The sequence below is a fragment of the Rhodococcus sp. SORGH_AS_0303 genome (assembly GCF_030819335.1).
Lineage (GTDB): Bacteria > Actinomycetota > Actinomycetes > Mycobacteriales > Mycobacteriaceae > Rhodococcoides.
The window spans coordinates 3,631,388-3,650,583 of sequence record NZ_JAUTBO010000001.1 but is presented as its reverse complement, the minus strand read 5'-3'; the positions used below and the strand labels follow the sequence as shown (position 1 = coordinate 3,650,583).

Here is a 19,196-nt window from a genome sequence, read left to right as displayed (position 1 = left end):
CAACCAGTCCATTGTGCCTTGCACCGGCGCGGCGGTTCAGGCGAGCAGGGCCACAGACGTGATGCGGTGCAACGTGAAGTGACGCATGACACCGGCGTCGGGGTCCCACGCGTCGAGTTGGCCGCCGCCGACGGTCACCGGTTCGACGACACGGTTGCTCGAGACACCGGCAGCGTCCACGTAACCGATGCTGATCGGTGAGCGGGACAACGCGGCGCGCTGGAGAAGCGCGATCGTCGCGGCGCCGGACGCACGGGTGCCGTCGGACCGCACCCGTTCACGCTCGGTCCGGCGCACCTCTCCGGCTCGGGTGCCGGCCCGCATCTCCGAGACGAGGCGCCCCAGTTGCTCGTCCGTGGGGACGGCGGGCGTGCGGTAGGGCGAGCGACCGCGACGGGGGACGACGCGCGCACCGCGATCGCGGACGTCGACGATGGTGCCGGAGGAGTCCTCGCCCGCGGGTGCGAACCCGGCTGCGCGCAGCCCGGCCAGCACGTCGGCCAGCGGCGCCTGCGAGATCGCGACGGTCGGGGCCAGTGCCCGCAACGCGAGGGCCTCGGCGGCGGGAGAGGAGAGCACCTCCGCGAGCAGTGCGGGGTCCTCGCAGCGGACGAAGGACGACGCCACCCCGGCACGCAGGCGTCCGTGGCGGCGGGCGACGTCGTCGATGAGGTAGGTCAGCGACTGCGGGACAGGCGTCCGCGAATGGGTGGCGAAGAGGGCATGGAGCTCCGCGGCGGTGGTGCCGCCGTCCAGAGCACGTCGCAGCGTCCGCTCGTCGATGCGGTACATCGTCGCGGCGCCCGCCGACTCGATGTCCGCGACCGTCGACATCCGCTGCGCGAGCTCGGGAGTCAACGGCCCGGGGGCGACGACGGTCAGGTCGGCCTGGACCAGAACGTGGTCGATGGGTTCGGGCAGGACGCGGTGCATCGCCGCCGCGGCCGAGGAGGGATCACCGATCAGTGCGCGTCCGGGGGTGGACAGTGCTCCGCGGCCGACGACCCCGAGAGCGCCGGCCTCGGCCAGGTAGCGGGAGACCGGGCCGACGCCCAGGCGAGCGGCGAGGCGTGGCCTGCGCCAGGTGGTGATGCGGACGACGTCCTCGGTGGCGAGGGCCTTTCCCGAGGCGAGATCGGCGATCACGCCCAGCACGATCCGCCGGTCTCGGGGCGCGGCGGCCGAGCGGGCCTCGTCGGACAGTGCGGCGATCGGCTTGTCGTTGGCGTCGCGCATGCCGATCAACCACGGCACCCTGGGCAGATCCAGCCAGGCTCCGGCCAGGGTGGCCCAGCGCTGTGCCGGCGATGCGGTGACCCACGCGTCGACCGCGGGGGTGGGCGTCCACATGTCGTCGATGTCGGTGAGCGGTCCCGGATCGGGCAGCCCCACCGCGATGAGTCCGGCGCCCGCCAGGACCTCGACCAGCAGGCCGACCCGCGCCTCGTCGAGATCGGCTGCCTTCGCGATGCGTCGGATCTCCCGGACGCCGAGTCCTCCCGCCTTGAGTGCGGGCGCGGGCGTGCGGGAGAGCGAGTCGACGATGTCCTCGCAGTGCCGCAGCAGCTCGAGGGCCTCCCCGGCGGCGGCCGCGTCGACGTCCGCCACCCCGACAGCGGTGGTCGACGCCGCCGGCGGGGCCAGCGACACCGGATCGGTGACGGGCTCGCCGCGGAGTACCTGCGAGACCTGCGGCGGCAGTTCGACCGTGTTGTCGTCGAGCCAGGTGAGCAGCCCGGCGGCGAGCAGGCGCTGGACGGGCCGATCCGCGGGCGTACCGGGTGCGGCGTCGCGCGTCCGGCCGATCGACGACGAGCGGGTCAGCGTGGTGAGCAGCTCACGGCTGCGGTCGTCGATCTCCGCGAGCTTCGCACCGACCACCTCGGCGGTGAGCGAGGCGTCGACGTCGAAGAACCGTCCGACCCGCCACGGCACGGCGTCGCGTGCGGCCGCGACCAGGGTGAGCGACGTCGTGCCGCGCACCAGCGCACGCGCACGCAACACCGACAGAGCCGCGTCGACCGCCTTCTTCGTCGCTCGGCGGCCGACGATCTCGTCGAGTCGGGCGCGGGCGACCGGGGCGGTTGTCGGCGCCCTCGTGCGCGAGCAGCTCCACGACGGTCAGGCACGTGGTGTCCAGGTCCTCGGCCGCGCGCAGTACCGAGGCACGTTGCTCGGACCGGCCCGCCAGAACCTCGAGTGTGGGCGGCGGCGGGATGGTCAGATCGGGGCGGAGCCGCAGCAGTTCGGCCAGTTCGTCGTCGCTGCGCGCGGACAACCACTCGGTGAGTGTGTCCGCCGGCGTGCCCTCGTTGTCGGTCATCGAGGTCAAGCGTAGAGACCGGTCCGGGGACCTGGACTGGCAGAGGCGCTACTCCGAATGGTGAAATGAAGCATGGCGAACTCAGAGAAGAAGCGATATGTCGACCCGGGCTGGCCGCACAGTGCAGACGACGACGATCATCCCGTCACCGAACTGATGGCGGCGCGCGCCGGAAACCTGTCCCCGTTCGGTGAGGAGACGGAGTTCCCGCTGCCGGTGGACTCGCTGCCCTACGCGCATCCCCACACGGTCATCAACCGCTGACGCGCGAGACACGAGAAAGGCCCCCACCAGTCGGTGGGGGCCTTTCTCGTGGAGTGGGTCAGCGGGGCAGGAGATCCTGGTTCGCTGCGATGAAGCTCGCCACCTGCGGATCCGCGGTGGCGGCCTGGACGAAGCCCAGGATCGCCGGATCGTTGGTGAAGTTCTGGACGACCTGGGTGAGTCCCTGCACGGCCTGCTCGGTCGACGGGATGCTCGTCAGATCGGGGAGTGCCGGTGCGGTGGGCGCCGTGGGCGCCGGTGCGTCGCGCTGCGTCGGGCCGCTGCTCAGTCCGAGCTGCGAGGAGCAGGACGGCCAGGCGCCCCAGCCCTGCGACTCGAGCACGCGCTCGGCGACGACGATCTGCTCTTCACGGCTGGCCTGGTTCGCGGTGGCCGCGAACTCTCCGCCGCCGTGTCCGGTCCAGGTGCTCGGCGAGAACTGCAGGCCGCCCTGGAAACCGTTACCGGTGTTGATGCCCCAGTTGCCGCCGGCCTCGCACTGCGAAAGACGGTCCCAGTCGGAATCGGGGGCTGCGTTGGCCGTGCCGCTGAATGCGAGACCTGCGGTGCCGACCAGTGCGCCGGTGACGGCGACCTTGGCGACGGTCTTGCCCGTGGTGCTCGGCTTGCGATGACGTCCGCTCATAAGGGAAGAAATCCTCTCCACACGCGCCTGCGAGGTCAGCTGTCGGATTCGGGCTGAGAGGTAGCCCGGCCTCGGTGCGCTCCTGGCTGGAGCGGAGAGGCTTCACCCCTAGGTCGACTGCTCGGTGCCCGGTGGGGCGCCGCGAGAGCCGGCCGGATATCTACGAAGGACGTGTGGGTCCCCCGCCCTCGTCCCTGATCATGTCTGTGAGGGATGTCCGGTACCCGCGGGACGAGGTTTGGCGCGGCGGGCCGGACGTCGGCCGAACTTCCGGCCGTGATGGACAGTATTACGAAACGGGCACACATGTCACTGTTCGATAACTTCCCCTGGTGCGCGCGTCGCGCCGCCGTTGTGAGGTGTTCGAACGGGTCGTCGCAGCTAGGACGGCGAAGGCGTGCTGACCACCGTCTCGTCACCCGTTCGTGACCGCTTCGTTATGTGTCCGACGTCACATGTGCGCAGGATCACAGCCACGACGACGAGCACCAGAACACCCGTGGTCGGGTAGACGGTCTGCAGCACCACACCCTCGAGTCGGTTCGACGGCGGGAGCATGAAGGTGCCGATCGCGTAGACGTCACCGGGCGCCACCCAGAACCAGGCGATCTGCGGCAGGCTCGCGACGAGCGGCAGGAGCCAGGCGAGCGGGTTCGAGGCACGCAGTGCGACGTCCATGCAGACGATGACCAGCGGCAGGAGCCACACCCAGTGGTGACCCCAGGAGAACGGGGACACCAGAGGCGCTGTCAGGCCGATGACGATCAGGCCGAGGAGTGGCAACCCCCGGCGGTGCGCCGCGGCGCCCACGAGAAGGCCGGCCACGCAGACGGCTCCGGCGATGACGATCCAGAGCAGCGTCGGCGCCTCGGTCATGCCGAACCACCTCGGTATCGACGCGCGCAGCGACTGGTTCGCGCCGGACGAGATGTCGCCGATGCGGGACGAGTCGGAGATGGCGCCGAACCAGTAGGTGACCGCGTCGGAGAAGAGCACGACGAAGCCGAGCACCACGGTCGCCGCGGCGGTGACGACGCCGACGACCAGTGCCCGCCACTGCCGTGTCAGCGCGAGGTGGACGAGGAACAGTCCGGGAGTCATCTTGATGCCGGTGGCGATGCCGACCCCGATGCCGCGGAGCCGGCTGCCCTCGGGCCGCGACAGGTCCCACAGCACCAGCGCCAGGAGCACGAGATTGATCTGACCGAGCCAGATGGTCATGCGCACCGGTTCGAGCCACGTGAAGACGATGGACAGTGCGACGCTGACGATGCGGAGACTGCGGTCGTCGCGGAAGCCGAGGACCATCCAGCAGGACCGGACGATCAGATAGAGCAGCGCGATGTTCCCGAGCCAGAAGACGATGTTGGTCGTCGCGGTGGACATCGCCCCGAGAGGTGCGAACACCAGCGCGGCGAACGGGGGATACGTGAAGGGGAGTTCGCCGACCAGATCGTGGGCGTACAGCGGGGACGAGTCGAGCACCGTCGCTCCGCCGGCGCGGTACACGAGAGCGTCGATGCCGAACCGGAACAACCCGAACTTGGGGACGTCGAACGGGATGAGCCGATCGTGCGCGACGAGCGCCACGGCGGCACCGATCACGGTGAGGGCGACGAAGATCCTGTGTGATCCGAAGGTGCGGTCATCGGATTTCTTCAGTATCACGCACAGGATGGTAGACCGATCCGACGTGTATCACCCCTCGGGCCACGCCGAGAAGGAACCGTTCGTTCTGTTGAGTGCGCGCCCCGACGTCAGTAGCGCGTGGCCACGAACGGTGCGTCCGAGTCGACGATGTCCTTGCCCAGCGGCATGAGCGACACCGGGATCAGCTTGAGGTTCGCCAACGCCAGCGGGATCCCGATGATGGTGATCGCCATGGCGATCGCGGTGAGGATGTGCCCGATGGCCAGCCAGATTCCTGCCACGACGATCCAGATCAAATTGCCGATCACCGAGGCGACGCCCGCCGTGGGCTTGTCCACCACGGTCCGGCCGAAGGGCCACAGGGCGTACACCCCGATGCGGAACGCCGCGATACCGAACGGGATGGTGACGATGAGAATGCAGCAGACGATGCCGGCCACGAAGTAGCCGAGAGCGAGCCACAGGCCGCCGAAGATCAACCAGATGACGTTCAGCAGCAGGCGCATGCGACCAGTATGCCCGGTTCCGCCGTGTCAGCGCCGGGCTCGGCGGCCCGACCGCAGCGCGTGGATCAGACCGAGCAGGAACCCCAGCGGGCACAGCATCGCCGAGAGATAGATCCACAGTCCGGGCGGATCGTCCCAGACGAGCAGCGTCACGAACATGACGACGATCGCCAGCAGGCCCAACCCGAAACAGACGAGGGCGGCGACCAGGAGCGCCGGGGTTCCGGTACGGGGGGAGTCGGTCACGAGAGAGCACACTATCTCTCCGGCCTTCCCGCCCTGATGCCCCGACCGGCCTCCGGCCTTCCCGGCCTGACGACCCGACCGGCCTCCGGCCTTCCCGGCCTGACGACCCGACCGGCCTCCGGCCTACCCGGCGCCTGCCCCGCGATATCGAGGTGCTCGTCGTTCGCGCAGCGGAGTACCATCGACTCATCGCGTCCCGAGCGCCAGGGCCCGTCATGGGCGGCGGCAACGGGCGCGATTATTCATGTGACGCGATCAACGAGACGAATGGGTGAGATCGGTGCCGACCGGCAAGGTGAAGTGGTACGACGTCGACAAGGGTTTCGGCTTCCTCTCGCAGGACGAGGGTGAGGACGTGTACGTCCGGTCGTCCGCGCTCCCGCAGGGAGTCGAGGGCCTGAAGGCCGGCCAGCGCGTCGAGTTCGGCATGGCCGCCGGACGCCGCGGACCCCAGGCGTTGTCGCTGAAGGTTCTCGACCCGGCGCCCTCACTGCGTCAGGCGGGTGCCGCCGCCCGCCGCGATCAGCCGACCGCTCGCAAGCACACGCCCGACGAGTTGCACGGCATGGTCGAGGACATGATCACGCTTCTGGAGGCCACCGTGCAGCCCGAGTTGCGCAAGGGCAAGTATCCCGACCGCAAGACCGCCCAGAAGATCTCCGAGGTGGTCCGGGCCGTCGCCCGCGAACTGGACAGCTGACCCGGGCGGTCACTCCAAGCGGCCGTGCGTGCGCCAGTGCTCGAACTGCGCGACGAGAGCGTCCACCTCGCGTCGATGTGCGTCGGACAAGTACTTCCTGACGCCGTCTCGCCATCGCTTCTGCACGGCATGCCCGGTTCCCTCGAGCATCGTCCGTCGTCCGTACACATCGACCACGCCGACGACGGGTCCTCCCTCGTCGTCGGGCTTCCCGCGGAACGACTCGATCGCGTCCCGGGGAATCACGGACGTGACGCCCTTGCGCCGATGAACCTCGAGTCGGTCCGGGTACACGACGGTCCGTCGGTGCGGGGCGTCCCGCCCCGTCCACACGAACACCGCGGCGAACGCGAGGACAGCCGGAGTCCACCACACCGACGTCCAGTTCCACGCCGTGTTGGTGACGACGAATATCACCGTTGCCACGACGACGACCATGGAGACGTCCCGTTGCTTCAGGGAGTCCAGGGGGGTCATGACGAACTCGGTCAGTGCTTCCTCCACCACCACCCGAGCCCCGAGTCCTAGAGGGCCGTCGTGGTGGCGATCGACCAGATGGCGTGGCTGACGATCTCCTCCTGGTCGGTGTCGACGTCGATGACACCGGACGGCAGGCGCACCTCGACGCCGATGAGCACGAGTCCGTCCTCGTTCACCGGCGGCACGGTGAGCGTGTTCCGAGTCCCGGGGGCGAAGTACTCGTCTGCTTCCACGACGTCGCCGGAGTCCGGGTCTCCGTAGACGCTGGCGAAGCCCCACGGGTTCTCCGAGATGGCCCCCGGCAGGGACAACTGCAGCGGATGGCCCTCGCGCACGGGCATCGTCGCGGTCGTGCCCTCGTAGTCGCAGAGCGGCTCCTGCACCGGGCAGTACCGGAACGGTTCCACTTCCTCGTACCGGCCGTCGGCGTACGCGGACACCCGCGGGGACTCCTCCGGGGCGTCGAGGATCGCCTTGCCGACCACCAGCACGAAGGCGACGCCGACGACGGCGACCAGTGCGGACAGTCCGTACAGGATCTTGCGTGTCGTCATCGGGGAGCGTCCTCGCCCGCGGGTGCGCGGCCCGCGTCCTGATCCACTCGGGGAATTCGGCCGGTGGCGTGGCGCAGTTCGCTGCCCGCCACCTCCTGGTCCGCTCGTACCGGTCTCTTGCCGCCGAAGCCGGGAAGCAGCGAGCCGCCCCGGTGGGTCACGAATGTCTGCACCAGGCCGATCGTAAGGACCACCGACACCACGGTGAAACCCAGCCAGTACTCGGTGGGGAGCAGCACGCCGAACGTGCCGCCGATGACCCAGCTCAGCTGCAGCACCGTCTCGCTGCGCCCGAAGCCGGACGCGATCGACTCGGGAGGCAGGTCGTTCTGCAACGACGCGTCGAGCGACACCTTCGCCAGCGCGCTCGCGCCCGACGCGACGAGAGCCGCGAGCGCGGCAGTCAGCAGGCTGTTCGTCAGAGCCGCGACGATCGCGACCGCAGTGACGGCCGCGGTGCAGCGCACCACCAGCACCGACGGGCGACCGAGCTTCACCCGGGCGCCGGCGGCGTTGCCGCCGAAGTTGCCGAGACCGGCCGCCGCGCCCACCAACGCCAACATGAGTGCCTGCTGGAGTGGCTCGTGCTCGGTGCGGGACTTCGCCACGAACGCGACGTACAGCGTGAGGAAGCCGGTGAGCACGCGGATGGTGCCGTTGCCCCACAGTCCGGTGAGGACGTCGCGGCCGAGGGGCTGCCGGCGTTTGCTGGGCGCCGGGACGATGCCGATCGCGCCGGTGGTCGCCTCGGCGTGGTACCCGAGCGTCGCGGGCACCTCACCCTCGGTGACCTCCACCCAGGACGGGATGCGCATGGAGAGATACGCGCCGAACACCGTCACGGCGAACGTGAACCACAGTGCCCCGGCGGAACCCAGTGCGAACGCGATGGCAGCCGCGACCGCTCCCGCCGAGATGGTGCCGCCCAGCAACCCGAACACGGTCAGGCGGGAGTTCACCCGGACGAGGTCGATGTCCGGTGGCAGCACCCGAGGGGTGACGGCTGACTTGAGCACCGAGAACGACTTGCTCAGCACCATCATCCCGAGCGCGGCGGGATAGAGCAGCCAGGTGTCGAAATTGAAGACCAGCACCACGGCGAGGACGGCACGCAGGACGAACGAGGTGGCCAGCGCGATGCGGCGACCCTGCTGCAGGCGGTCGAGCATGGGGCCGATCAGGGGCGCGATGATCGCGAACGGGGCGATGGTGATGAGCAGATACAGGGCGACCTTGGTCTTGTCCTCGCCCGTCGCGGCGGAGAAGAACAGCGTGTTGGCCAGCGCCACCGCCATCGCCGCGTCCGAGGCGAAGTTGGCCATCGTCGCGTAGGTGAGCGCCGTGAGACCGGACTTGTCGGCTCCGTCGGCGGTGGCGGCGCGTCGGAACGTCGCGATGCCCTTGCCCGTGATTTCACGACCACGCATCGCCGCGACGCGGGTGACCGTCAGTTTGCGCGGTACGCGGGGACGGCGGGGACCGGTGTCCTGGTTCGGCATGCGTGTCGTCGGGTCGGGCGCCGTGGTCGGGTCGCCCGGGATCGTCTCGCCCGGTCCGGCCGTCGGTGGATGCAGCGGAGGCAGCGGCGATCGACGGGGTGGGAGTCGCTCGGACGGCGAGTAGTTGTCCCATCCCGGATGTCGCGAACCGGGGCGCGGATCGTCGGGACCTGTCACCCCGTCATTGTCCCCCACCTCGGGTCGGGGAGTGTGGGCGACTCGCTCGGCGGGGGCGGCGTCCCTCGGTCACCGTGGTCGGAACTCGACCTCGAACAGAGTGGGCCACAATTTGCCGGTCACGAGGAAGCGGGACGTGCCGGGGACGGCCGCGATGCCGTTGAGGACGTCGATTCCGGACGTGTCCTCGAGTGCGGCACGCAACGGCGAGGCGTCGACGATCGCCGTCACGGCGCCGGTCGACGGATCGATCCGCAGGATGTCGTCGGTCTTCCAGATGTTGGCGTAGATCCCGTCCGCGGTGCACTCCAGCTCGTTGATCGACGTCACCGGCCGCTCGCCCCGAGTCACGCGCACGCTGCCGGTGGGCTCGAAGGTGACCGGATCTCGGAAGGTGAGGGTGTCGGTGCCGTCGCTCATCACGAGGCGGCCGCTCGATCCCGCACTCGACTCGTCGAGGCACAGACCCCAGCCCTCGCCGTCGTAGTCGACGCGTCGCCGCTCCAGCAGAGTCTCGCGATCTCGGGCCACCGCGATCCCGTCCTGCCAGGTCAGCTGCCACACCGTGTCGCCGGCGACGGTGAGGCCCTCGCCGAACAGCGGTGCGGGAAGGTCCACCTCCGCGAGCACGTCACCCGTCTCCCGATCGGACGCCGTGACGCGGGAGCGGCCCTCGCGGCCCGTCCCCTCGAGCAATCGGTCACCGTCGATCTCGAGACCCTGGGTGAAGGCGTCGGTGTCGTGCGGCGACGTGCCGACGATCTCGACGCCGAAGCGGGGCACGTCCGCGGCCGGCGGTGCGGGATCCGGCGCGCATCCACCGAGCACCACCGCGGCGGCGACGGTTCCGGACCTGATCGCGCGGCCGACTCCCGAACCTGAACGCAAGAGACCCGAACGCATACGGCCATCCTGTCAGGCCCGGTGGGCGCACGACGCGAGCCGATGCTGCAAAATAGGGGGCGTGAGTGCCCCTGTCGTGACCGAGATCCCCCCGCTCCTCGCCGACGCCGTGTCCGTGGCGCAGGCCGCCGTCGTGGAGTCGGGCGAAGGCCCGGTCGGAGCCCACCTCGGGGTCGAGGCCGTCGACGAGGCCTCTGCGATCCACCGCTTCGCGGCCGACCTGCCCGGATACGGCGGCTGGCAGTGGGCGGTCGTCGTCGCAGCGCCCCCCGGCTCCGAGACCGTCACCGTCAGCGAACTCGCCCTGCTTCCCGGTCCGGACGCCCTGGTGGCGCCGACGTGGGTTCCGTGGGACGAGCGCATCCGTCCCGGCGATCTGGCTCCGGGTGACCTGCTGCCGCCACGCCACGAGGACGTCCGACTGGTGCCGGGGTACCTGGCCACCGGCGATCCCGCCGTCGACGACGTCGCCCTCGAACTCGGTCTCGGTCGCAAGCAGGTCATGAGCCGCGAGGGTCGGCTCGAGGCCGCCGAGCGGTGGGCCGAGAGCGACTTCGGTCCCGATTCCCCGATGGCCAAGGCGGCGCCGGGCACGTGCGTCACGTGTGGTTTCTATCTCGCTCTGCAGGGTTCGCTGAGCGCTGCGTTCGGCGTGTGCGGAAACGAGTTGGCCGCGGACGGACACGTGGTGCACGCGGCGTACGGCTGCGGTGCGCACTCGGACACCGAGGGACCGACCGGCGCCGGATCGCCCGCGTACGCGGCCTACGACGACGGTGCCCTGGAGACCACGCCGACCGAGAACACCGAGCCCCGGAACACCGAGCCTCGGGACACCGAGGCGGTCACCGACATCACGGAGTCGTCGTCGACCCTCTGACCGACCCCTTCGGGACGGAGGCACTGCGCGAGTCCGTTCTCGCGGCCTGGTCGTCGTCGCCCACCCGACTGCGGGAGGATGCGGCCACGGAGGCCGATCTGGTGGTGGGGGGCTACCGCGATCGCGTGATCACGGAGCTGGCGCAGAACGCCGCCGACGCCGCCTCCCGCGCCGACGTTCCCGGTCGCCTGGCGGTGTGGTCCGTCGGCGACGCGCTGTACGTCGCGAATGTCGGTGTGCCGCTGTCGATCACCGGGGTGCAGGCGCTGTCCGCGCTGCGAGCGTCCGACAAGACTTCCGAGCACGCCACGTCCGTCGGGCGATACGGAGTCGGGTTCACCGCCGTCCGTGCGGTGTCCGAGCGTATCGAGATCCGATCCACGTCGGGCTCGATCGTGTTCGACGGATCGAGGACGCGCCGAGCGATCGCCGCGCGTGGGCTCAGTGAGCCGGAGCAGGGCGTTCCCGTCCTCCGGTTGCCGTGGGCGTCGGACGACGTGCCGACCCCGGGTTGGGACACCGAGGTCGTGCTGCACGGCGTCGTGGACGTCGCCGAAGTGCTGACCGCGGCCGCCCGTGAGTCGATCGATCTGATGCTCGAACTCGATGCGCTGCGGTCGATCTCCGTCGACGGGACCGAACTCGTGCGTGAGGTGTCGTCGGGCCCGGGAGCGTGGACGGACGTGCGGGTCGGCGGCCGACGATGGTGGCGCGGCGACGCGGCGGCCGCACGCTGGTTTCTGCCGCTCGAGGACGACGGTCTCACGCCGGACTCGCCCGCGCCACTGACGCGGGACGTGCTGCGTGCGCCCACCAGATCCGATGAGGTGCTGACTATTCCGCTGCTCCTGATCGCGGACGTCCCCCTCCAGCCCGACCGTCGACGGGTCCTTCCGGGCGCCGACCTCTCGGTCGTGGCGACCGGATACGCGGCACTGGTCGCCGACCTGCCGGCGTCTCATCGGGCCGCCGCGGTACCGCGTCCGGGACTGCCGGCGTCCGAGGTCGACGAGGCGGTCCGCGCGGCGCTCGTCCGCGACCTGGAGTCGACCGCGTGGGTCCCGACGGCGGCGGGCCGGGCGGTACGGCCCGCGAATGCCGCGGTGGTGGACTCGATCTCAGCCGAATTGGCCGAACTCCTCGTGGACGTCGTGCCGGGTCTGGTGGCACCCGAGGCATCGGATCGCGCGTCGGCGACGGCTCTGGCGGCGGTCGGTGTGGGTCGGCTCGGGCTCGCGGGCATCGTCGAGAGCCTGTCGGGGGTGTCGCGACCGCCGATCTGGTGGCACCGCCTGTACGACGCACTGACCGACATCGTGCACGACTCGGCGGACGTCGACGAGTGTGCGGCGCTGCCGGTTCCGCTGACGGACGGCCGCACCGTCACAGGTCCCCGCGCGGTGGTGCTGGTGGACGGCGACCGTCTCGGCTCGGTCGGGTGGGCTCGTGTGGTGCACCCGGACGCCGCCCATCCGTTGCTCCGCCGCGCGGGAGCGCGGACCGCTCGCCCGGCCGACCTGCTCGCCGACCCCGCGTTGGCAGCGATGCTCGAGGATCCGGACGACGTGCCGGAGGAACTGGTGCACGACGTGCTGACCCTCGCGGTAGCCGTCGGCGGCGAGACGAGGATCGGCTCCGTCGGGTCGTTGCCGTTGCTCTCGTCGGACGGCGAGATGCGGGCGGCGGACGAACTGCTGTTGCCGGACTCGCTGTTACGGCGAGTGTTGCAGCGGGACAGCCCGTTCGGCGTGGTGGATCGGTCCGTCGTCGACCGGTACGGCGCGGACGCCCTGCGGGTGGTGGGCGTGGGTCACGGCTTCGGCGTCGTGGTGGACGAGACCCCCGCGGGTCCCGATCACGATCTCGACGACGAGGAGGCGTGGTGGGACAGTCTCTCCGGTGAGCCCGGCACCCTGGTCGCCGTGCGTGATCTCGATCTGGTGGACGAGGCGCGCTGGGCGGACGCGCTCACCCAGATCGTCGACGATCCGGTGACGGCCGCGGCGGTGCGGGACCGGACCGGCTACACCGCCTGGTGGCTGCGTCGTCACGCGCGGGTGAACGAGACACCGCTGGGGTTGCTCCGTCTGCCCGGCGACGACTCCCTGCGTGGACTGCTGGACCCCGTCGACCATCCCCGCGCCGCCGAGTTCGCCGCGGCGCTGGCGGGTCCCGCGATCGACGACGCCGACACGGCGGCCGATCTGCTCGCCGCGGCGGCCGATCCCGATCGTGTGGTGTCTCCCGCGGTGGCGATCCGGGTCCACACGCTCCTCGCCGAGGCGGTGGACGCCGGGCGGGTGGATCTACGCGACATCGATCCGCCCGTGGCGGTACGCACTCTCGCCGGCAGCGTGGCCGATCCCGCCGCGGTGGTCGTCCTCGATCACCCGCGGTGGATCGCCCTGCTACCCGCCGACCGAGTCGTGCTCGGGTCGACGGCGTCCGCCGACACCCTCGCGGATCTCCTCGACGTGGAGACGGCGTCGACGGCGCTGAGCGTCGAGATCGTGTCGGTGGGGGAGCGGGCGACGGTGGACACCCATCCCGCCCTCGCGGCCGCACGCGCGATCTCGTCGTGGCCGGTCCCGGACGTCGTCGTCCTGCACGACGACCTGGTGGTGCGGTGTCGCGGCACCGTGCGAGTGGAGCGAGCGGTGCCCTTCTGGGTCACCGACGACGGCGAGACGCACGTGTCACGGACGGTGCTGCCGTGAGCGCGGACCGTGATGTCCTCGACTGGATGGTGGATCACCGGAGCGCGGCCCTGACGGACGCCATGACCGTGATCACCACGGTGGGCAACACCGCGGGCGTCGCACTCGTGACGGTGGTGGTCGCGCTGATCCTGGTGCGCCGGGGGCACCGCCATCTCGGGCCGGGCCTCGTGGCCACGGTGTTCACCGGATGGCTCGTCATGAACGCTCTCAAGTACGCGATCCGCCGGACCCGGCCGCCGGTGCCCGAGCGCCTCGTCGACATCTCGACCTACTCGTTCCCGTCCGGTCACGCCATGGTGTCGGCGACCTTCGCGGCGGCGGTGATCACGCTGCTGGTCGCGCTCGGCGCGTTCGACAGTGCCCGGAAACGAACGAGAGCAGCGGCCGCCGTGGTCACGGCGGCAACGCTGCTCATCGGGTTCTCCCGCGTCTACCTCGGGGCGCACTGGCTCAGCGACGTCGTCGTCGGCTGGCTCCTGGGGGCCCTGGTCGGTGTCGCGGGTATCGCGGTGGTGTCGCGACTCAGCGGTCGCGCTGGGCGATGACGAGAAGCTCGTCACGCATCGCGGGGCTGCCCACGTTGTTCGCGCGTGCGTAGAGATCACGCAGTGCCCGAACGTGGCGGCGGCGGTTGAGGAAACTTTCGACGTACTTCACTTCTATCTCTCCGGACGTTGCTCGAGTAGCTGAACTGACATAATCGATTCTCCACGTTACGTCCGTGTTACTCAACCTCGAGGAGGGTGAGTTCCAGCACGTCAGAGGGGGTTTTCGCGCCCGGAACCTGTCGCCCGGGTCACACCTCGGGCGGGTGCACGAGCCCCTTCTGGGCCGTGCGTCGGCCGCGGCGAGCAGCTCGGCGTTGCAGTGCGAACAGTCCGAACCCCAACGCGCCCAGAGCGGTTCCCGTCCAGCAGACCGCGACTGCGCCCGAGAAGGAGTCGACCACCGAGCACAGGACGGCGGCGACGAGGAACAGTAGCGTCCCGGCAGCGAGCACCGGAGCGGGATCGGTCACGCGCGGTGGCAGTCCGGGCGGGGTGGCGGGGGTGGGGCGCACGGCGCCGACGCTACCCGCGCCCCTCGCCGGGTCATGGCCTAGTCTCCACTTCATGTCTCGCGCGACGTCTCTCCTCGACTCGTACTTCAAGATCACCGATCGCGGATCGACCATGTCCGCCGAGGTGCGGGGAGGCGTCGTCACGTTCGTCGCCATGGCCTACATCGTGGTGCTGAATCCGCTGATCCTCGGCAGCTTCTCGCCCGACGACGCGGCGGCCAAGACCGACGTGCTGGGCGACATCCTCCCGGTGCCCCAGGTCGCCGCCGTCACGGCGCTCGTGGCCGGCGTCATGAGCATTCTCTTCGGTGTCATCGCCAATTACCCGTTCGCCATCGCGGCGGGACTCGGCATCAACACGCTGCTCGCCGTCACCATCGCCCCGCAGGTCACCTGGGCCGAGGCCATGGGGCTGGTCGTCATCGACGGCATCATCATCGTGGTGTTGGCGCTCACCGGATTCCGCACCGCCGTGTTCGAGGCCATCCCCAGCGAACTCAAGGCCGCCATCGCGGCGGGCATCGGCGCCTTCATCGCGCTCATCGGTCTCGTCGACGCAGGCTTCGTGCGTCGTGTGCCGGACATCGCCGGCACCACCGTTCCGGTCGGCCTGGGCATCGACGGGTCCATCGCGTCGTGGCCGACGGTGACCTTCGTCTTCGGTCTGCTTCTCATGGGCATCCTCGTGGCGCGAAAGGTGCGGGGCGGGTTGCTGATCGGGATCGTCGTCACCACCGTGGTGGCCGCGATCATCGAGGCGATCACCGACACCGGTGCCTCCGCGGGAGTGAACCCGAAGGGCTGGAACCTCAGCGTGCCGGCGCTGCCCGACGTCGTCGTCGACCTCCCCGACCTGTCACTCGTGGGCAACGTCGATCTGTTCGGCGCCTTCACCCGCATCGGCGTCCTGGCGGCCAGCCTGCTGGTGTTCACGCTGGTGCTGGCCAACTTCTTCGACGCCATGGGCACCATGACCGGGCTCGGCAAGGAGGCCGGGCTCGCGAGCAAGGACGGCACGCTGCCGGGCGTCGGCAAGGCGCTCGTCGTCGAGGGTGTCGGCGCGGTCGCGGGCGGCGCGGGCTCGGCGTCGTCGAACACGGTCTTCGTCGAGTCGGCGTCGGGAATCGCCGAGGGTGCGCGCACCGGCCTCGCCAACGTGGTGACGGGCGTGCTGTTCCTCGCCGCGATGTTCCTGACACCGCTGTACTCGGTGGTCCCCATCGAGGCGGCCGCACCGGCCCTCGTCGTGGTGGGGGCGTTGATGATCGGGCAGGTCGCCGACATCGACTTCACCAAATTCCATGTGGCGCTGCCCGCGTTCCTCACCATCGTGGTCATGCCGTTCACCTACTCCATCGCGAACGGCATCGGCGTCGGATTCATCACCTGGGTCGTCCTCGCCGTCGGTCGCGGCAAGATCCGCAGCGTCCACCCACTTCTCGGCATCGTGGCCCTGCTCTTCGTCGCGTACTTCGCCCTCGGGCCCATCACGGACGCGCTCACGTAGTCGGCGCAGATCCGCTGCTCGCGCGGGTCGTTCAGCACCCGCACGTGCCGTATCCTGTGGCGATGCCTCAGGAACTGCGTGCGTTGGCCGGCGACCTCTCCCTCGCTGTCGTCCGTATGACGCGGCACCTGCGAGGCCGCCGCACCAGCCAGGTGACGCTCACGCAGCTCTCCGCTCTCGCGACCCTCGCACGCGAAGGCGCGATGACTCCGGGCACCCTGGCAGCGCGCGAGCGCGTACAGCCGCCGTCCATGACGCGCGTCGTCGCGTCCCTGGGCGATCTCGGGTACGTGGACCGGATGCCCCACCCCACCGACGGCCGTCAGATCATCGTGTCGCTGTCCGACGCGGGCCGTCAGGTCATCGAGGACGAGGTCAACGCCCGCGAGGCGTGGTTGACCGAACAGTTGCGCGGGCTCGACGCGGACCAGCTCGTGGCGATGCGTACCGCGGTCGACATCATGTCGGCCATCGTCAACGAGTCGGAGTGACGCTCCCCGCCTGACCTCGGGCCGAGGTCTCCGCCACCGGAGTAGATTGGTACTTCGTGCAACTACTTCATCGGCGGACGGACGGGTCCGCGGCCCGGCCCTCTCTGTTCGACGCGTTGCACTCGCGCAACTACAGACTGTGGGCGTCGGGTCAGATCGTCTCGCTCATCGGCACCTGGATGCAGCGCATCGCCCAGGACTGGCTGGTTCTCGAACTGTCCGGGGGCAACGGGCTCGCCGTCGGCATCGTCATGGCACTGCAGTTCGGTCCCACGCTGGTGCTGTCCGTGTGGGGCGGGGTGCTCGCGGATCGGTACGACAAGAGACGTCTCCTCATGGCCACTCAGGCCGCTGCCGCCGTGTTCGGGCTCGTTCTCGGGCTGCTCGACGTCGGCGGTGTCGTGGCGCTGTGGCACGTCTACGTCCTGGCGCTGCTCCTCGGCTGTTCGTCGGCGATCGACGCGCCCGTCCGGCAGTCGTTCACCATCGAGATGGTCGGTCCCGCACGGCTTCCCAACGCCATCGGCCTCAACTCGATGACGTTCAACCTCGCCCGCATCGTCGGCCCCGCGATCGCCGGCGTGGGCATCACGCTGGTCGGCACCGGCTGGGTCTTTCTCGTCAACGCAGCCTCGTTCGCCGCGGTGTTCGGCGCCCTCGCCGCCATGCGGCCCGCCGAACTGTTCACCGTCGAGCGTGCACCGCGTCGGAAAGGGCAGGTGCGGGAGGGATTCCGCTACGTCGCGGGGCGGCCGGATCTCTGCGTGCTCCTGGCGACCGTGTTCGTCGTGTCGACGTTCGGCATCAACTTCCCGCTGAGCCTGTCGGTGATCGCGCGCAACACCTTCGACAAGGGTGCGGACGCGTACGGATTCCTGTCCACGGTGCTCGCGGTGGGCACCTTGATCGGCGCGACTCTCGCCGCCCGGAGACGCGGCACCCCCGGGATCCGTCTCTTCGTGCTGTCCGCGGTGGTGTTCGGCATCTTCGAGACTCTGGCCGGAGTGATGCCCGCGTTCTGGGCCGTCGCAGTCATGCTGATCCCGGCCGGCGCAGTCCAACTCACGTTCAGCACCATCGCGATGAACATCCTGCAGGCGTCGGTCCCGTCGGACATGCGCGGCCGGGTCATGGGCATCTACATGCTGTGCTTCCTCGGCGGAACCCCGCTGGGCAGCCCGTTGCTCGGCTGGGTGGCCGACGTCGTCGATCCTCGCGCACCGCTGGTGCTCGGCGGGATCGTCTCCCTGATCGCGGGCCTGGGCGCGGCGCTGGTCGTGCGCCGCACCCATGTCGCCGACATCGCGATGCCCGACGTCGGGGTCGACGAACCCCGACCCGCCTAGAAGAACCAGCCGATCTGGGGCTGGCTCGGGGTGCCGAAAGCCAGATCGAACTCGTGCAACGCCTTCTCCGACGTCGACGCCACTCGGCCGGCGGCCGCGAACTGGCGAGCGCGGTGCGCGCCGAGGTAGAGGCTGCCGAGGACGGACGAGGACACCGTCACGTCGGGGTCGTCGTCACTGCGGGTGACCTCGGCGTGCCCGTCGCGGGTGACGAAGCGATAGGCGCCGCCGGCGTGCAGGAACGGATCCTCCACGCCGATCACGAGATCGGTGTCGATGGCGTACGTGCGCGCCGACAGCGCCGCCGGGACGTCCATCAACCGCACCCACAGGCCGTCCTTGACGCCGGTGACCTGCGGGACACGGCGATCGGTCAGCAGTGTCAGCAGCGGATCCCCGACGGGAAGCGTCACCTCGATCGTCTCCACGAGATCGATGCCGCACATCACCTGCCAGAGATCGGAGCGTGCCTCGTCCGTCGCGGCGATGATGTCGACGATGCGCGCCTCCTGCGCCCCCGCTGTCCCGACGCGGTAGCCGCGGCGGAACGCGATGTATCCGTCGGGGTGGACGATGAAGAAGAGCTTGGAGAAACCACCGCGGGAGTTCTTGCGATCGGCGAAGAAGCGATGCCACCGGGTCTGGGGCATCGGCTGGGCGCCGGCGGTCTGTCGCTGCCACCGTCCGTAGATCTCCGGCAGCAGTTCACGAGCCTCCGCGGACGTCACCAGACGGGCGCCCCGGGGCGGCGGCAGATCCTTGCGGAACGCGGTGAAGCGCCGGTCGATGGTGTAGTTGACACCCTGCGTGGCGGCGCCGTACCCGAACCGCTCGTAGATGGTCGCCTCGCTCGCCGTGAGCACCGACAGGGGCTTGCCCGCCTCCTCGAAGCGCTCGTGCTGCGCGGTGAACATCCGGCGCAGGATGCCGCGTCGGCGATGCGTGGGAGCGACCGACACCCACGACACCCCCGTCGCGGGCAGGGTGCGGCCACCGGGGACGGTGACGTCCATCGGGAAGTGCATCGTGACACCGACCGGCAGGTCACCGTCGCACGCCAGGAAGATCTCGGACGAGGCCGTGAGGATCTTGGTCTCCTCCATGTCCTCGCTGTTCTGGTGCTCACCGAAAGCGTGGGCGTCGAGGAGCGCGATGGCGTCCCAGTCGTCCTCGGTGGCGGTACGGATGGTGATCGTGTCGTCGGTAGTCATCGCAGACGACCTTATCGGCCGCGCCGATGCACC

General features: G+C 69.9%; 19 protein-coding genes, 1 pseudogene and 1 riboswitch. Of the genes and pseudogenes, 8 read left to right on the top strand and 12 right to left on the bottom strand.

The genetic code is table 11. The features are described from left to right. Nucleotides 1-36 precede the first annotated feature (36 nt). Nucleotides 37-2,323, bottom strand: a pseudogene (locus QE449_RS17210) (helicase-associated domain-containing protein). 72 nt (nt 2,324-2,395) lie between these two features. Here QE449_RS17210 and QE449_RS17205 point away from each other — a divergent pair. Beyond that, complete coding sequence (locus QE449_RS17205; protein ID WP_307109236.1) at nt 2,396-2,587, top strand: hypothetical protein; 192 nt, start codon at nt 2,396-2,398, stop codon at nt 2,585-2,587. Nucleotides 2,588-2,645: 58 nt separating this feature from the next. Here the strand turns inward: QE449_RS17205 and QE449_RS17200 are convergent, their stop codons facing one another. The 4 genes from QE449_RS17200 to QE449_RS17185 all read right to left on the bottom strand — a co-directional run bounded on the left by QE449_RS17200 (nt 2,646) and on the right by QE449_RS17185 (nt 5,635). Further along, entirely contained in the window at nt 2,646-3,233 is a 588-nt protein-coding gene (locus QE449_RS17200; protein ID WP_307109235.1) for a transglycosylase family protein, read from the bottom strand. An 8-nt stretch (nt 3,234-3,241) separates the two neighbouring features. Further along, a riboswitch (cyclic di-AMP (ydaO/yuaA leader) is annotated at nt 3,242-3,448 on the bottom strand. A gap of 166 nt (nt 3,449-3,614) precedes the next feature. Beyond that, nucleotides 3,615-4,901 (bottom strand): glycosyltransferase 87 family protein, encoded by a 1,287-nt coding sequence (locus QE449_RS17195; RefSeq protein ID WP_307109234.1) that lies wholly within the window; start codon nt 4,899-4,901, stop codon nt 3,615-3,617. Between the two features lie 89 nt (nt 4,902-4,990). Then, nucleotides 4,991-5,389 (bottom strand): YccF domain-containing protein, encoded by a 399-nt coding sequence (locus tag QE449_RS17190; protein WP_307109233.1) that lies wholly within the window; start codon nt 5,387-5,389, stop codon nt 4,991-4,993. Nucleotides 5,390-5,416: 27 nt separating this feature from the next. Then, on the bottom strand, nt 5,417-5,635 hold the full coding sequence (locus tag QE449_RS17185; protein WP_027504235.1) for a hypothetical protein: 219 nt from the start codon (nt 5,633-5,635) through the stop codon (nt 5,417-5,419). Between the two features lie 280 nt (nt 5,636-5,915). Between QE449_RS17185 and QE449_RS17180 the strand changes: the two genes are divergently transcribed. After that, complete coding sequence (locus tag QE449_RS17180; RefSeq protein ID WP_027504234.1) at nt 5,916-6,335, top strand: cold-shock protein; 420 nt, start codon at nt 5,916-5,918, stop codon at nt 6,333-6,335. Between the two features lie 9 nt (nt 6,336-6,344). On the opposite strand, the gene QE449_RS17175 is transcribed toward QE449_RS17180, so the two are convergent. The 4 genes from QE449_RS17175 to QE449_RS17160 all read right to left on the bottom strand — a co-directional run bounded on the left by QE449_RS17175 (nt 6,345) and on the right by QE449_RS17160 (nt 9,948). Beyond that, nucleotides 6,345-6,812: a hypothetical protein gene (locus tag QE449_RS17175; protein ID WP_307109232.1), complete on the bottom strand. Its 468-nt coding sequence runs from the start codon at nt 6,810-6,812 to the stop codon at nt 6,345-6,347. 47 nt (nt 6,813-6,859) lie between these two features. Continuing rightward, nucleotides 6,860-7,369, bottom strand: a complete 510-nt coding sequence (locus QE449_RS17170; RefSeq protein WP_027504232.1) for a DUF2771 domain-containing protein — start codon at nt 7,367-7,369, stop codon at nt 6,860-6,862. Further along, nucleotides 7,366-9,045 carry an MFS transporter gene (locus tag QE449_RS17165; protein WP_307109231.1) on the bottom strand — a complete coding sequence of 560 codons (1,680 nt, stop codon included), beginning with the start codon at nt 9,043-9,045 and terminating at the stop codon, nt 7,366-7,368. Before QE449_RS17165 ends, QE449_RS17170 begins: the two co-directional genes overlap by 4 nt. Nucleotides 9,046-9,114: 69 nt before the next feature. Then, nucleotides 9,115-9,948: a glutaminyl-peptide cyclotransferase gene (locus tag QE449_RS17160; protein ID WP_307109230.1), complete on the bottom strand. Its 834-nt coding sequence runs from the start codon at nt 9,946-9,948 to the stop codon at nt 9,115-9,117. A 52-nt stretch (nt 9,949-10,000) separates the two neighbouring features. Here QE449_RS17160 and QE449_RS17155 point away from each other — a divergent pair, with 52 nt between their 5' ends. The 3 genes from QE449_RS17155 (at nt 10,001) to QE449_RS17145 (ending at nt 14,093) form a co-directional block, all read left to right on the top strand. Further along, the gene (locus QE449_RS17155; RefSeq protein WP_051613068.1) at nt 10,001-10,828 is read left to right on the top strand and encodes a DUF3027 domain-containing protein; all 828 of its coding nucleotides are present in this window, start codon (nt 10,001-10,003) and stop codon (nt 10,826-10,828) included. A gap of 125 nt (nt 10,829-10,953) precedes the next feature. Further along, nucleotides 10,954-13,545 carry a sacsin N-terminal ATP-binding-like domain-containing protein gene (locus tag QE449_RS17150; RefSeq protein ID WP_307109229.1) on the top strand — a complete coding sequence of 864 codons (2,592 nt, stop codon included), beginning with the start codon at nt 10,954-10,956 and terminating at the stop codon, nt 13,543-13,545. Then, entirely contained in the window at nt 13,542-14,093 is a 552-nt protein-coding gene (locus tag QE449_RS17145) for a phosphatase PAP2 family protein (RefSeq protein WP_027504228.1), read from the top strand. Before QE449_RS17150 ends, QE449_RS17145 begins: the two co-directional genes overlap by 4 nt. On the opposite strand, the gene QE449_RS17140 is transcribed toward QE449_RS17145, so the two are convergent. Together QE449_RS17140 and QE449_RS17135 are read right to left on the bottom strand one after the other, a co-directional pair. Beyond that, nucleotides 14,071-14,205, bottom strand: coding sequence for a hypothetical protein (locus QE449_RS17140; RefSeq protein ID WP_261769702.1), 135 nt, complete (start codon nt 14,203-14,205; stop codon nt 14,071-14,073). The genes QE449_RS17145 and QE449_RS17140 overlap by 23 nt on opposite strands. A gap of 139 nt (nt 14,206-14,344) precedes the next feature. Then, nucleotides 14,345-14,608 carry a DUF2530 domain-containing protein gene (locus QE449_RS17135; RefSeq protein ID WP_051612979.1) on the bottom strand — a complete coding sequence of 88 codons (264 nt, stop codon included), beginning with the start codon at nt 14,606-14,608 and terminating at the stop codon, nt 14,345-14,347. A 52-nt stretch (nt 14,609-14,660) separates the two neighbouring features. On the opposite strand from QE449_RS17135, the gene QE449_RS17130 reads away from it, so the two are divergent. The 3 genes from QE449_RS17130 to QE449_RS17120 all read left to right on the top strand — a co-directional run bounded on the left by QE449_RS17130 (nt 14,661) and on the right by QE449_RS17120 (nt 17,952). Further along, entirely contained in the window at nt 14,661-16,115 is a 1,455-nt protein-coding gene (locus tag QE449_RS17130; protein WP_027504226.1) for an NCS2 family permease, read from the top strand. Between the two features lie 62 nt (nt 16,116-16,177). Continuing rightward, entirely contained in the window at nt 16,178-16,606 is a 429-nt protein-coding gene (locus tag QE449_RS17125; protein WP_056447507.1) for a MarR family winged helix-turn-helix transcriptional regulator, read from the top strand. Nucleotides 16,607-16,710: 104 nt separating this feature from the next. Beyond that, nucleotides 16,711-17,952, top strand: a complete 1,242-nt coding sequence (locus QE449_RS17120; protein ID WP_051613067.1) for an MFS transporter — start codon at nt 16,711-16,713, stop codon at nt 17,950-17,952. On the opposite strand, the gene QE449_RS17115 is transcribed toward QE449_RS17120, so the two are convergent. After that, complete coding sequence (locus QE449_RS17115; RefSeq protein WP_222640915.1) at nt 17,949-19,163, bottom strand: GNAT family N-acetyltransferase; 1,215 nt, start codon at nt 19,161-19,163, stop codon at nt 17,949-17,951. The two genes, QE449_RS17120 and QE449_RS17115, sit on opposite strands and share 4 nt — an antisense overlap. Nucleotides 19,164-19,196 lie beyond the last annotated feature (33 nt).

Excerpts from the sequence above, each read along its gene's own strand:
- QE449_RS17205 (WP_307109236.1), top strand. The coding sequence starts at position 2,396 with ATGGCGAACTCAGAGAAGAAGCGATATGTCGACCCGGGCTGGCCGCAC.
- QE449_RS17200 (WP_307109235.1), bottom strand. The coding sequence starts at position 3,233 with ATGAGCGGACGTCATCGCAAGCCGAGCACCACGGGCAAGACCGTCGCC.
- QE449_RS17190 (WP_307109233.1), bottom strand. The coding sequence starts at position 5,389 with ATGCGCCTGCTGCTGAACGTCATCTGGTTGATCTTCGGCGGCCTGTGG.
- QE449_RS17175 (WP_307109232.1), bottom strand. The coding sequence starts at position 6,812 with ATGACCCCCCTGGACTCCCTGAAGCAACGGGACGTCTCCATGGTCGTC.
- QE449_RS17170 (WP_027504232.1), bottom strand. The coding sequence starts at position 7,369 with ATGACGACACGCAAGATCCTGTACGGACTGTCCGCACTGGTCGCCGTC.
- QE449_RS17160 (WP_307109230.1), bottom strand. The coding sequence starts at position 9,948 with ATGCGTTCGGGTCTCTTGCGTTCAGGTTCGGGAGTCGGCCGCGCGATC.
- QE449_RS17130 (WP_027504226.1), top strand. The coding sequence starts at position 14,661 with ATGTCTCGCGCGACGTCTCTCCTCGACTCGTACTTCAAGATCACCGAT.
- QE449_RS17125 (WP_056447507.1), top strand. The coding sequence starts at position 16,178 with ATGCCTCAGGAACTGCGTGCGTTGGCCGGCGACCTCTCCCTCGCTGTC.
- QE449_RS17115 (WP_222640915.1), bottom strand. The coding sequence starts at position 19,163 with ATGACTACCGACGACACGATCACCATCCGTACCGCCACCGAGGACGAC.